Source organism: Agromyces sp. Root1464 (assembly GCF_001427265.1).
In the GTDB taxonomy this organism is placed as follows: domain Bacteria; phylum Actinomycetota; class Actinomycetes; order Actinomycetales; family Microbacteriaceae; genus Agromyces; species Agromyces fucosus.
Genome location: NZ_LMFU01000002.1, coordinates 101,030 through 114,181 on the forward strand (window position 1 = coordinate 101,030; position 13,152 = coordinate 114,181).

Consider the following 13,152-nt stretch of genomic DNA (forward strand, 5'->3'; position numbering starts at 1 on the left):
TGGGTTCGTGACCGGATCGCCTCTCACGGCTCTCCGGCCGAAGCACCCGAGTCCTCGATCGCTTCCCGGCCTTGCCGAAGCGTTCGGATTCTCCGTGCTCGGCGAGATCGACGGTCTCGAGGTGACCGGCGCCGGCCTCTCCTCGAAGAGCGTGGAGCCCGGCGACCTCTACGTCGGAGTTCCCGGGCGCCACGCCCACGGCGCCGACTACGCCGCTGCAGCTCGTGATGCCGGCGCCGTCGCGCTGCTGACGGATCCCGCCGGAGCCGAGCGCGCAGCCGAAGCCGGCCTGCCGATCCTCGTGACCGACGACGTGCGCGCCGCGCTCGGCGACGTCGCGGCCTGGATCCACGGCACCGCCGACAACCCCGCCACGATGTTCGCGGTCACCGGCACCAACGGCAAGACGAGCGTCGTGTACCTGCTCTACGGCATCCTCCGGCAGCTCGGCGTCGTCGCGGGCCTCACCTCGACCGCCGAGCGACGCATCGGCGACGAGGCCGTCACGAGCTCGCTGACGACTCCCGAGGCGAGCGAGCTGCACGCCCTGCTGGCGCGCATGCGAGAGGTCGACGTGAGCGCGGTCGGCATCGAGGTCTCGGCGCAGGCGCTCTCGCGCCATCGCGTCGACGGCCTCGTCTTCGACGTCGTCGGATTCACGAACCTCACGCACGACCACCTCGACGACTACACGTCGATGGACGAGTACTTCGAGGCCAAGCGGGAACTGTTCCGGCCGGAGCGCGCGCGACGAGGCGTCGTCACGGTCGACTCCGAGTGGGGTCGCCGCCTCCTCGCCGAGTCCGGCATCCCGGTGACGACGCTCGCCTCGGTGGCGGGCGTCGACGCCGACTGGCGCATCACCGTGCTCGACGAGGGCGCCGACCACACCTCGTTCCTCCTCGAGGGCCCCGGTGGCCGGCGTCTCGAGACCCAGGTGCCGCTCCTCGGCTGGTACATGGCCGCGAACGCCGCACTCGCGATCGTCATGCTCGTCGAAGCCGGATACGACCTCGACCTCATCGCTGCGGCGCTCGAACGCGACGGCGGCGTCGACGCGTACATCCCCGGTCGGGCGGAACGCATCTCCGGCGATCGCGGCCCGGTCGTGTACATCGACTACGGCCACAGCCCCGACGCGTTCCTGCAGACGCTCGGCGCGATCCGGCGCGCGACCGACGGCCGCGTCGTGATGGTGTTCGGCGCCGACGGCGACCGCGACACGACGAAGCGCGCCGAGATGGGCGCCATCGCCGCACGCGGGGCCGACGTGGTCGTCATCACCGACTTCCACCCGCGGTTCGAGGACCCGGCTGCAATTCGCGCCGCGCTCATCGCCGGTGCGCGCGAGGCGGTCCCCGACCGCGAGATCCACGAGATCGCCGATCCACGCGAGGCGTTCCGCGCCGCGCTCTCCCTCGCCGGCGAAGGGGACGCGATCCTGTACGCCGGCCCGGGCCACGAGGACTACCACGAGGTGAAGGGCATCAAGATCCCGTACTCCGCCAGAGACGATTCCCGACAGGCGCTGCGCGACGCGGGGTGGCTCGCATGATCGCACTGACCCTGGCCGAGATCGCCTCGGCCGTCGACGGCGTGCTCCGACTCGACGGCACCTCGGCGGCCCCCGACACCGTCGTCGACGGTGTCGTGACGACCGATTCCCGCGAGATCGAGCCCGGCGGCGTCTTCGTCGCCAAGCGTGGCGAGTTCGACGACGGCCACCGGTTCGCGCCGACCGCCGCGGAGCAGGGTGCCTCGCTCCTGATCGTCGAGCACCCCCTCGAACTGCCCGTTCCCCAGATCGTCGTCGCCGACTCGGTCGACGCCCTCGGCGCCCTCGCGACCGAGGTCGTGCGCCGGGTGCGCGCGCTCGGCCGACTGCGGATCGTGGGCGTCACCGGCTCCAACGGCAAGACGACGACCAAGAACCTCCTCCGCGCCGTGCTCGAACAGGTCGGTCCGACGGTCGCCGCGCGCGCCTCGTTCAACAACGAGGTCGGCGCTCCGATCACGATGCTCGAGCTGACGAACGAGACCGAGTTCCTCGTCGCCGAGATGGGCGCATCGGGCGTCGGCGAGATCGCACGGCTCGTGCGCATGGCCCGGCCCGATGTCGGCATCGTCCTGAAGGTGGGCCTCGCGCACGCCGGCGAGTTCGGCGGCATCGAGCAGACCGTGCGCGCCAAGTCCGAGATGGTCACCGACCTGCTCGAGACGGATGTCGCGGTGCTGAACGCCGACGACCCGCGCGTGGTGCCCATGGCCGGTCTCACGGCGGCGCGCGTCGTCTGGTTCGGATTCGGCGAGTCCGCCGAGGTGCGCGCCACGGACATCCGCGCCCATGCCAGGGGCACCGACTTCACCGTGACGATCCCCGGAGGCGAGACGGCGCACGTGCGGTTCGCGGTGCTGGGGGAGCATCACGTGATGAACGCACTCGCGGCCATCGCGACATCCGTCGAACTCGGCGTGCCGCTCGCCTCGACCGTGGCCGCACTCGAGCAGGTGACCCTCGCCGAGCGCTGGCGCATGCAGGTCATGGGCGGTCGCGACGGCGTCACGATCATCAACGACGCGTACAACGCGAGCCCCGACTCGATGTCGGCCGCGCTGAAGACCCTCGCCCAGGTGAAGAACCCCGAGGCGCGCACGATCGCGGTGCTCGGCGAGATGAGCGAGCTCGGCGAGTTCTCGGGCGAGGAGCACGATCGCATCGGCCTGCTCGCGGTGCGACTCGGCATCTCGCAGCTCGTCGTCGTGGGAGCGGGCGCTCGGCGCCTGCACATCACGGCGATCAACGAGGGCTCGTGGGACGGCGAATCCGCCTTCGTCGAGTCCGCAGACGAGGCGTTCGACCTCGTCACGTCGTCCGTGCGCCCCGGTGACACGGTGTTGGTGAAATCGTCGAATTCGGCGGGTCTCCGCCTATTGGGCGACCGACTGGGAGAATGGTTCGCATGAGAGCGCTGCTGACCGCTGGGGCGTTGTCGCTCGCCTTCACGCTGTTCCTGACCCCGCTGTTCATCCGGCTGTTCACACGGCTCGGCTGGGGGCAGTTCATCCGCGACGACGGGCCGCAGAGCCATCACGTCAAGCGCGGAACGCCCACCATGGGCGGCATCATCTTCATCCTCGGCACCCTGTTCGGGTACTTCGTGGCGACGCTGCTCGTGAGCGACGAGAAACCGACGGCGTCGGGCCTGCTCGTGCTGTTCATGATGGTCGGCCTTGGCGTGGTCGGCTTCATCGACGACTTCCTGAAGACCCGTAAGAAGCAGAGCCTCGGGCTCGGCGGCTGGGCGAAGGTCGTCGGGCAGGTCATCATCGCCGGCGCGTTCGCCCTGCTCGCGATCCAGTGGCCGAACGATCGCGGGGTCACGCCCGCCGACACCAAGATCTCGTTCATCAGGGACCTCCCGCTCGACTTCATGGTCTTCGGCGCGGTCGTCGGCATCATCCTCTACGTCGTCTGGATCTGCCTGCTCGCCGTCGGCACGTCGAACGCGGTCAACGTCACCGACGGACTCGACGGACTCGCGGGCGGCGCCTCGATCCTCGCGATCGGCTCGTTCGTCATCATCGGCTTCTGGCAGTTCAACCAGGCGTGCGGTTCGCCCGGACTGAACCCCGACGACCAGTACCGCTGCTACGACGTTCGCGACCCGCTCGACATCGCGATCGTCGCGACCGCGATCGTCGGCGGCCTCATCGGCTTCCTCTGGTGGAACACGAACCCGGCGAAGATCTACATGGGCGACACCGGTTCCCTGGCGCTCGGCGGCGCCCTCGCCGCCCTCGCGATCGTCAGCCGCACCGAACTGCTGCTGCTCCTCATCGGCGGCCTCTTCGTGATCGAGACCGGTTCGGTCATCGTGCAGCGCGCCTACTTCAAGCTCACCCGCGGCAAGCGCATCTTCCTCATGAGCCCGATCCACCATCACTTCGAGCTGAAGGGCTGGGCCGAGGTCACGATCGTCGTGCGCTTCTGGATCATCGGCGGACTCCTCGTTGCGGCCGGAGTCGGCGCGTTCTACTTCGAGTGGTTGCAGAGCTGATGACGGATGCCGCTGCCTCCCCCTCCGATCGTCTCGATGCGCTGACCAGCTGGAATGCCGATTGGCGCGGCCTCCGCGTCGTCGTCATGGGTCTCGGCGTCACGGGGTTCGCCGTCGCCGACACCCTGACCGAACTGGGCGCCTCGGTGCTCGTCGCCGCGCCCGAGGTCGACGACGACCGTGCGCGGATCCTCGAGGTCATCGGGGCCGGTCTGCTGCGGCATCCACTCGACTCGGTGCCGGCCGAGGTCGTGGACTTCGCTCCCGAGCTGATCGTGGCCTCGCCCGGGTTCCATCCCGATCACCCGGTGCTGGCATGGGCGGCCGAGTCATCGATCGCCGTCTGGGGCGACATCGAGCTCGCCTGGCGGGTGCGCGACAAGGTGAACACCGCCGAGTGGATCCTCGTCACGGGCACGAACGGCAAGACGACGACCGTGCAGATGGCGGCGACGTTCCTCGCGGCGAACGGCCTGCGCGCCGCGCCGTGCGGCAACATCGGCGTGCCGGTGCTCGACGCGGTGCGCGACCCCGGCGGGTTCGACGTGCTCGTCGTCGAGCTCTCGAGCTACCAGCTGCACCACCTCCCGAAGGCGGGGCCCGGCGCGCTGCACCCGTGGGCGAGCACCGTGCTGAACATCGCCGACGACCACCTCGACTGGCACGGCTCGTTCGAGGCGTACCGCGATGCCAAGGCGACGGTCTACGAGAACACGAAGGTCGCGTGCGTGTTCAACCGCGCCGACGACGCGACGCGTCGCATGGTCGAAGACGCCGAGGTCGAGGAGGGCGCGCGCGCCATCGGCTTCGGACTCGACGTGCCGGGACCGAGCGACTTCGGCGTCGTCGAGGGCATCCTCTGCGATCGGGCGTTCCTCGATGACCGTCATTCCGCCGCTCTCGAGTTGATCACGCTCGACGAGCTCGAGCCGCGAGGGCTCACGGCACCGCACGTGGTGGCGAACATCCTCGCGGCCTCCGCGCTCGCGCGCTCGTTCGGCGTGCCCGTGGGCGTCATCCACGACGCGCTCGGCACGTTCCGTCTCGACGCGCACCGCATCGAGACGGTCGCCGTGTCCGGCGGCGTCCGCTGGGTCGACGACTCGAAGGCGACGAATCCGCACGCGGCCGAGGCCTCGCTGCGCGCCTTCGGCACGGTCGTGTGGATCGTGGGCGGACTCCTGAAGGGCGTCGACGCCGATGCGCTCGTCGCGGCCCACGTCGCACGGCTCCGAGCCGCGATCGTGATCGGCGTCGACCGCGCAGCGCTCGTCGCGGCGTTCCGTCGACACGCGCCCGAGCTGCCGCTCTTCGAAGTCGTCACGGATGACACTGAGACGGTGATGCCCGACGCGGTCGCACTGGCCGCGGCGGTCGCTGAAGAGGGCGACACCGTACTCCTCGCGCCCGCTGCGGCGTCGATGGACCAGTTCGCCGACTACGGCGATCGCGGACGGCGGTTCCACGACGCAGTCGGATCGATGCTGGGAGGTGAGGCGGATGGCGACTCCGCCCCGCGCGAACCGCAACCCGGAGCCTGAGCCCACCGGCGTCTCGGCCTCCAGGATCCGCCTCGGTCGTGTCTTCCGCGTCGAGTCGGCCGACTACTTCCTGCTGCTCGGCACGACGCTCTTCCTGGTCGTCTTCGGCCTCGTCATGGTGCTCTCCGCCTCCGTCGTGCAGTCGCACCTCGAAGACGAGAGCTTCTTCGCTCAGGCGCTGCGCCAAGGCCTCTTCGCGGTGTTCGGCATCCCGATCATGCTCATCGCGAGCCGCATGCCCGAGAAGTTCTGGATGCGGCTCGCCTGGCCGACGCTCATCCTCGCGTGCGCCCTGCAGCTCCTCGTCGTCGCGACTCCGCTCGGCATCGAGGTCGGCGGCAACACGAACTGGATCCAGCTCGGCCCGATGCAGTTCCAGCCGTCGGAGCTCATCAAGGTCGCCCTCGTCATGTGGCTCGGCCTCATCGTGACCAAGAAGGAGGCGCTGCTCGGCGACTTCGTGCACGGCGTGCTGCCGATCGTGCTCGTCGGCGGCGGCGCCATCGGCCTCGTCCTCCTCGGCGGCGACCTCGGCACGGTCATGATCATGGGGTCGATGCTGCTCGGCGCCCTGTTCCTCATCGGCGTTCGGCTGCGGCTGCTGCTTCCTCCGATCTTCGCGGCCATCGTGTTGTTCGTGATCGTCGCGGTCTCCAGCGAGAACCGCATGCGGCGCATCACCTCCTTCCTCGACGCGAACTGCGAGAGCGGCGGCACGGGCGACGCGATCAGCGACTGCTGGCAGATCCAGCACGGGTCGTTCGCTCTCGCGAACGGCGGCATCTTCGGCGTGGGCCTCGGCAACTCCGCTGCGAAGTGGTCGTGGCTGCCCGCGGCCGACAACGACTTCATCTTCGCGATCATCGGCGAGGAACTCGGACTGATCGGCGCGATCGTGATCATCGCGATGTTCGTCGTGCTCGCCGTCGCGCTCGGCCGCGTGCTCCGCGGGGCGCGCACGCCGTTCGGTCGCGCGGCCTCCGCCGCGGTGCTCGTGTGGATCATCGGCCAGGCGTGTGTCAATATCGGTGTCGTGCTCGGCGTCTTCCCTGTTCTCGGTGTGCCGTTGCCGCTCGTCTCCGCGGGTGGCACGGCGCTGCTCACCACGCTCTTTGCGATCGGCATCGTGTTGTCGGTCGCGCGCGACCCGGAGGCCCCGGCGCGGGCCGCCGCCCGGGCCGCGGCCCGCAAGAGCGGCCGCCCGGCGGCATCGCGGACCGCCCGATGACCACGTACCTCCTCGCCGGCGGGGGCACCGCCGGCCACGTCAACCCGTTGCTCGCCGTCGCCGACCGCCTGCGCGAACGCGACCCCGAGGCATCCGTGCTCGTGCTCGGCACGGCCGAGGGCCTCGAGGCTCGGCTGGTGCCGGCTCGCGGCTACGAGCTCCTGACGATCGCGAAGGTGCCGTTCCCGCGTCGGCCGAACCGCGCGGCCGTGGCGTTCCCCGCACGGTTCCGGGCGTCGATCGCGGCGGTCCGCGGAATCATCGAGGAGCGCGACGTCGACGTCGTCGTCGGCTTCGGCGGCTACGTGTCGACCCCGGCCTATCTCGCAGCGCGACGCGCCGGCATCCCCGTCGCGATCCACGAGGCGAACGCCCGCCCCGGCCTCGCGAACCGGCTCGGCGCGCGCTTCGCCGCGACCGTCGGCATCGCCTTCGAAGGCACCCCGCTGCCTCGGGCGCGACTCGTGGGCATGCCGCTCCGACGTGAGATCGAGACACTCGACCCGGCTGCGCTTCGGGCGGAGGCCGCCGCCCACTTCAGCCTGGATGCAACGCGGCCGGTGCTCCTCGCCACCGGCGGCTCGCTCGGCGCCCGGCGCATCAATCGCACGATGGTCGACTCGGCCGACGCGATCACGGCAGCGGGCTGGCAGGTGCTGCACGTCACCGGCGCCAACTCCGAGGTCGACGATCCCGGCGTCGCCGACTATCGAATGGTCGAGTACGCCGACCGCATGGACCTCGCCCTCGCCGTCGCCGACGCCGCCGTCTCCCGCGCCGGAGCCGCGACGGTGTGCGAGCTCTCGGCGCTCGGCATCCCCGCGGTCTTCGTGCCGTACCCGGTGGGCAACGGCGAGCAGCGGTTCAACGCCGCCGGCGTCGTCTCCGCCGGCGGTGCGGTGCTCGTCGACGACGCCGAGTTCGTGTCCGAATGGGTCGACGCCACCCTGCTGCCGATGCTCTCGGACGCGGAGCGTCTCCGGGCGATGGCGGCGGCGGCGCGCTCGGTGGGCTTCCGCGACGGCACCGACCGCATGGTCGCCCTCGTCGACGAAGCGCTCGGCGAGCCAGGCGGCGCCGGCCCGCAAGGCGCGTAACGTTGAGTGAGCGGATGCCGCGGCATCCGCTCGCACGAACCGGCGCCCCGGCGCCTCGAACCCGTCCGCACTCGACCGCAGCCAGGAAGAACCGCAGCAACCGTGACGATCAAGCCCGACCTCTCAGCCCAGATCCCCGCCGAACTCGGCGCCGTGCACTTCGTCGGCATCGGGGGATCCGGCATGAGCGGCATCGCCCGCCTGATGCTCGGCGACGGCCATCGGGTCACCGGGTCCGATGTCCGCGATTCCGCCAACATCGCCGCCCTCCGCGAACTCGGCGCCGAGATCTCGATCGGCCACGATGCCGCGAACCTCGCCGACGACATCGACACGGTGGTCGTGACCGGCGCGCTGTGGGAGGACAACCCCGAGTACCGCCTCGCACTCGAGCGCGGTCTGCCCGTGCTGCACCGCTCCCTCGCTCTCGCCGCGCTCATCGCCGGGCGTCGCCTCGTCTCGGTCGCCGGCGCGCACGGCAAGACCACGTCGACCGGCATGATCGTCACCGGCCTCCTCGCCCTCGGCGAGGACCCGAACTTCGTCAACGGCGGCGTCATCGAGGGGCTCGGCGTCTCGTCGTCTGCCGGCGACGGCGAGCTCTTCGTCGTCGAGGCCGACGAGTCCGACGGCTCATTCCTGCTGTACGACACCTCGGTCGCCCTCATCACGAACGTCGACCCCGACCACCTCGACCACTACGGCTCGCGCGACGCGTTCGAGCAGGCCTTCGTCTCGTTCGGCGACGGGGCGCGCGAGCTCGTCGTCGTCTCGTCCGACGACGCGGGCGCCAAGCGGGTCACGGAGCGGCTGTCGCACGAGCGCGTGGTCACGTTCGGCCAGGCGGCGGATGCCACGGTGCGCGTGCACTCCGTCGAGACCGAGGGCCCCGTCGCGTTCGCCGTGGACTACGCCGGCGCGACCTATCGCGCGACGTTGCGCATCCCCGGGGTGCACAACGCCATCAACGCAGCGGGCGCCTTCGCCGTGCTCGTCGGCCTCGGCTTCGACCCCGAGGCATCCCTCGAGGGCATCGCCCGGTTCGCCGGCACCGGCCGACGATTCGAGTTGCACGGCACGGTCGGCGGTGTCAGCGTCTACGACGACTACGCGCACCACCCCACCGAGGTCGCGGCAGCCCTGGCGGCGGCGCGCACGGTGGTCGGCGAGGGCCGGATCATCGCCGTGCACCAGCCGCACACGTACAGCCGGACCCAGACCTTCGCGAAGGAGTTCGCCGAGGTGCTCGAGCAGTACGCCGACGAGACCGTCGTGCTCGACGTCTACGGCGCGCGCGAGGACCCCGTGCCGGGCGTCACCGGGGCGCTCGTGAGCGAGCGGTTCGCCGACCCCGCCCATGTCGCGTTCGTGCCCGACTGGCAGCAGGCCGCCGACTACACGGCGAGCATCGCCCGCGACGGCGACTTCGTGATCACCCTCGGCTGCGGTGACGTCTACCGCATCGTGCCCCAACTGATCGGCTCGCTCGAGCGCGAGCGCGGATGACGCCGGAGCACGAGTGAAACGGCCTCAGGGGTTCGACGGGCCGGCCGCACGTGCGCCGCGCACACCGCGTCCAGCCGCTGACGGGGTGGGGCCAGCCGGGCCGCGGTCGTCAGACGTGCGCTCCGCCCCACCCTCCCGTCCGGCGCGCCAGCCGGCGGAGGGCGTCGGGCGGAGTTCGGCGACGCCTCCTGCACAGCCTGCCGATGGGCGGCGAACGGCTGATCCCGACCGCGTCTCGACCGAGCCGATCGCGATCGTCGTCGCGACGCCCGTGGTCCCGCTCGCCTCCGGCACCGCCCGGACGCCGGTCGACGGTGCCGCGACGGGGCATCCGGCGATGCCCGGGACCGGCGAGGCCGCCAACGCGCCCGCGGCGCCGAAGAGCGCGAGGGCGGCCAAGCGGGAACTCGCTGCGGCGAGCCGGGAGCGGCGCAGGTACGAGCGACAGGAGGTGCGACGGTTCACGAAGCGGTCGCGTCGGCGTCGGATCGTGTGGTCGGTCGTGCTCGGCTCGGTGGTGGCGCTCGTGCTCGTGGTCGTAGTCGGCGCGTACTCGCCGCTCATGGCGTTGCGCGAGGTCCGGGTCGAGGGTGCTTCGCGGATCCCCGTCGCCGACGTGCAGGCGGCGTTCGACGACACGCTGGGCACACCCCTGCCGCTCATCGCGAGTGCCGACGTACTCGCGGCGCTCTCGGCGTTTCCGCTCATCGAGACCTATTCGACCGAGACGATCCCGCCCGGCACACTCGTCGTGCGCATCGTCGAGCGGGTGCCGGTCGGCGTCGTCGACACGGGTTCCGGCCTCGAGCTCGTCGACGCCGCCGGCGTCGTGATCGACCGACCGGCGGAGCGCCCCGAGGGGCAGCCGTTGATCGTCACCGACGACGGCGTCGCCGGCGAGGGCTTCCGTGCCGCGGCCGCCGTGATCCGGAGCCTGCCGGCCGAGGTGCGCGGGCAGCTCGTCGGCGCGTCCGCGGAGACGGCCGACGACGTGCGGCTCGAGTTGTCGACCGGGGCGACCGTCGTGTGGGGGAGTGCCGAGGAGTCCGCCGCGAAGGCGGCGGTGCTCGCGAGGCTCATGGTCGCGGCGCCGCCCGACACGGTCGGAGAGTACGACGTGTCGTCGCCCGCGAGCGCCGTGACACGGTAGCGCGCACCGGGAAATCGGGTGGATCCACCCCGAATCGCACGGCGGTTCGCGACACGCGGGCGATCCTTTCGCGGGAGAGGCCGCGGGGAGCCTACCGTCATCACAGGAATTGCATACTCAGCAAAACTTTAACCTTCGACTAGAGGTTCAGGGTTCAGAGTTCGCACGGAAGGCCGGTCATGTCGACAAACCAGAACTACCTCGCTGTCATCAAGGTCGTCGGGATCGGCGGCGGCGGTGTCAACGCCGTCAATCGCATGATCGAACTCGGGCTCCGCGGAGTCGAGTTCATCGCGATCAACACCGACGCGCAGGCGCTCCTCATGTCGGACGCCGACGTGAAGCTCGACGTCGGGCGCGATCTCACTCGCGGCCTCGGCGCCGGCGCCGACCCCGAGGTGGGCCGTCGCGCCGCCGAGGATCACGCCGAGGAGATCGAGGAGGCGCTCGCCGGCGCCGACATGGTCTTCGTCACGGCGGGCGAGGGCGGTGGTACCGGAACCGGCGGAGCCCCGGTGGTCGCCCGCATCGCGAAGTCGATCGGCGCGCTCACCATCGGTGTCGTCACGAAGCCGTTCGGCTTCGAGGGCAAGCGGCGCCAGACCCAGGCCGAGCAGGGCGTCGCGCGCCTGAAGGAAGAGGTCGACACCCTCATCGTGGTGCCGAACGACCGCCTGCTCGAGATCAGCGACCGCGGCATCTCGATGCTCGAGGCGTTCGCCACGGCCGACCAGGTGCTCCTCGCCGGTGTCCAGGGCATCACGGACCTCATCACGACCCCGGGCCTCATCAACCTCGACTTCGCCGACGTGAAGTCCGTCATGCAGGGCGCGGGCTCGGCGCTCATGGGCATCGGCTCCTCACGGGGCGCCGATCGTGCGATCAAGGCCGCCGAACTCGCGGTCGCGAGTCCGCTGCTCGAGGCGTCGATCGACGGCGCCCACGGCGTGCTGCTCTCGATCCAGGGCGGCTCGAACCTCGGCATCTTCGAGATCAACGACGCGGCCCGCCTCGTTCAAGAGGCCGTGCATCCCGAGGCGAACATCATCTTCGGTGCCGTCATCGACGACACGCTCGGCGACGAGGTGCGGGTCACCGTCATCGCCGCCGGATTCGACGGCGGCGAGCCGAACGCGAAGCCCGTCGAGGCGCGTCGCACGAACTTCGTGCCGGCAGCCGTCGGCGCGGCGGTCGGCGGCGGCGCCATCTCGAGCGAGGCTGCTGACGTCATCGCCGAGATCGACATCGACGAGCTCGTCGAGACGGCGAACTGGGGCGAGGTCGAGTCGGCGACGGCGGACCAGATCGTCTCGGACCCCGCATTCGACACCGATGACGACGATCTCGACATCCCCGACTTCCTGAAGTGAGCGACGCGACACCGGCCGCGGACTCGCTGGCCGGGCGCCTCGCGGAGGTGGCCGGGCGGGTCTCGGATGCCGCGCGCGACGCGGGTCGCGACCCCGCCGAGATCACGACGATCGTCGTCACGAAGTTCCACCCGGCATCTCTCGTGGCGCAGCTCGCGGAGCTCGGCGTGCGCGACGTGGGCGAGAACCGCCACCAGGAGGCGCAGGCGAAGGCCGCCGAGCTCGCGGAGCTCGACCTGCGCTGGCACTTCGTCGGGCAGCTGCAGAGCAAGAAGGCCCGCCAGGCGCGCGCCTACGCGTCGGCGATCCACTCGGTCGACCGCACGGCGCTCGTCGACGCGCTGCGTTCCGACGAGGCATCCGTCGACTGCTTCGTGCAGGTGAACCTGACCGACGATCCCGGTCGCGGGGGTGTCGCACCGGAGGCGCTCGAAGCGCTCGTCGAGCACGTGCTCGAGACCCCGGGACTGCGTCTACGCGGCCTCATGGCCGTCGCGCCGCTCGGCGAACCCGCCCGCCCCTCGTTCGCCCGAGTCCGCGCGATGTCCGAGCTGGTGCAGAAACTCGACCCGACCGCTCACGATCTGTCCATGGGGATGTCGCACGATTTTCGCGACGCGATCATGGAGGGTGCGACACACCTGAGAATCGGAACGGCAATCACCGGGAATCGGCCGGTCGCCGGTTAACCTCGAAGAGACGGAACACAGACGGAGGCAGCGATGTCGAACCCGCTCAAGAAGACGATGGTCTATCTCGGCCTCGCCGATGAAGAGCTCGAAGAGGAGACCACGCAGGCTCACGCGCCCGCACCGGTGACCCCGGTCGCGAACGCGACGCCAGCACCGAGGACTGGTGCATCGGTCACACCGCTGCGCAAGAACCATGTCCAACCGAGTACACCGCAGGCGGAGATGAACGAGATCCTGACCGTCCACCCGCGTCAATACCGTGACGCGCAGGTGATCGCCGAGTCGTTCCGAGAGGGCGTCCCCGTGATCATCAACCTCTCGCAGATGTCGGATGCGGACGCGCGTCGTCTCATCGACTTCGCGAGCGGCCTCTCGCAGGGCCTCTACGGGAAGATCGAACGGGTGACGAGCAAGGTCTTCCTGCTCTCGCCCGCACACGTGGTCGTCTCGGGGGAGACCGGCGAGAGTGAAGGCGACGTGGACGCGTCGTTCTTCACGCACGCGTAGCCC

Annotated in this window: 11 protein-coding genes; all 11 read left to right on the forward strand. The window is 70.5% G+C overall.

Annotated features, from left to right (window positions below; genetic code table 11):
* The first annotated feature begins 7 nt into the window (after nucleotides 1-7).
* The 11 genes from ASD23_RS06310 to ASD23_RS06360 all read left to right on the forward strand — a co-directional run bounded on the left by ASD23_RS06310 (nucleotide 8) and on the right by ASD23_RS06360 (nucleotide 13,149).
* Nucleotides 8-1,555: a Mur ligase family protein gene (locus ASD23_RS06310; protein WP_056008249.1), complete on the forward strand. Its 1,548-nt coding sequence runs from the start codon at nucleotides 8-10 to the stop codon at nucleotides 1,553-1,555.
* Entirely contained in the window at nucleotides 1,552-2,964 is a 1,413-nt protein-coding gene (locus tag ASD23_RS06315; protein WP_056012631.1) for a UDP-N-acetylmuramoyl-tripeptide--D-alanyl-D-alanine ligase, read from the forward strand. The genes ASD23_RS06310 and ASD23_RS06315 overlap by 4 nt, the downstream gene beginning before the upstream one ends.
* Nucleotides 2,961-4,058, forward strand: coding sequence for a phospho-N-acetylmuramoyl-pentapeptide-transferase (gene mraY, locus ASD23_RS06320; RefSeq protein ID WP_056012634.1), 1,098 nt, complete (start codon nucleotides 2,961-2,963; stop codon nucleotides 4,056-4,058). Before ASD23_RS06315 ends, mraY begins: the two co-directional genes overlap by 4 nt.
* The gene (gene murD, locus ASD23_RS06325; protein WP_056008253.1) at nucleotides 4,058-5,599 is read left to right on the forward strand and encodes a UDP-N-acetylmuramoyl-L-alanine--D-glutamate ligase; all 1,542 of its coding nucleotides are present in this window, start codon (nucleotides 4,058-4,060) and stop codon (nucleotides 5,597-5,599) included. Before mraY ends, murD begins: the two co-directional genes overlap by 1 nt.
* Complete coding sequence (ftsW, locus tag ASD23_RS06330; protein ID WP_056008260.1) at nucleotides 5,559-6,827, forward strand: putative lipid II flippase FtsW; 1,269 nt, start codon at nucleotides 5,559-5,561, stop codon at nucleotides 6,825-6,827. The genes murD and ftsW overlap by 41 nt, the downstream gene beginning before the upstream one ends.
* The gene (murG, locus tag ASD23_RS06335) at nucleotides 6,824-7,924 is read left to right on the forward strand and encodes an undecaprenyldiphospho-muramoylpentapeptide beta-N-acetylglucosaminyltransferase (RefSeq protein WP_056008264.1); all 1,101 of its coding nucleotides are present in this window, start codon (nucleotides 6,824-6,826) and stop codon (nucleotides 7,922-7,924) included. The genes ftsW and murG overlap by 4 nt, the downstream gene beginning before the upstream one ends.
* Before the next feature lie 102 nt (nucleotides 7,925-8,026).
* Nucleotides 8,027-9,430 carry a UDP-N-acetylmuramate--L-alanine ligase gene (gene murC / locus ASD23_RS06340; protein WP_056008268.1) on the forward strand — a complete coding sequence of 468 codons (1,404 nt, stop codon included), beginning with the start codon at nucleotides 8,027-8,029 and terminating at the stop codon, nucleotides 9,428-9,430.
* A gap of 271 nt (nucleotides 9,431-9,701) precedes the next feature.
* Nucleotides 9,702-10,580 carry an FtsQ-type POTRA domain-containing protein gene (locus tag ASD23_RS06345; RefSeq protein WP_056008272.1) on the forward strand — a complete coding sequence of 293 codons (879 nt, stop codon included), beginning with the start codon at nucleotides 9,702-9,704 and terminating at the stop codon, nucleotides 10,578-10,580.
* A gap of 179 nt (nucleotides 10,581-10,759) precedes the next feature.
* Nucleotides 10,760-11,950, forward strand: a complete 1,191-nt coding sequence (gene ftsZ / locus ASD23_RS06350; RefSeq protein ID WP_056008275.1) for a cell division protein FtsZ — start codon at nucleotides 10,760-10,762, stop codon at nucleotides 11,948-11,950.
* The gene (locus ASD23_RS06355; RefSeq protein WP_056008285.1) at nucleotides 11,947-12,639 is read left to right on the forward strand and encodes a YggS family pyridoxal phosphate-dependent enzyme; all 693 of its coding nucleotides are present in this window, start codon (nucleotides 11,947-11,949) and stop codon (nucleotides 12,637-12,639) included. Before ftsZ ends, ASD23_RS06355 begins: the two co-directional genes overlap by 4 nt.
* 33 nt (nucleotides 12,640-12,672) lie before the next feature.
* A complete protein-coding gene (locus ASD23_RS06360; RefSeq protein ID WP_056008288.1) occupies nucleotides 12,673-13,149 on the forward strand; it encodes a cell division protein SepF in 477 nt (158 codons plus the stop codon).
* Nucleotides 13,150-13,152 lie beyond the last annotated feature (3 nt).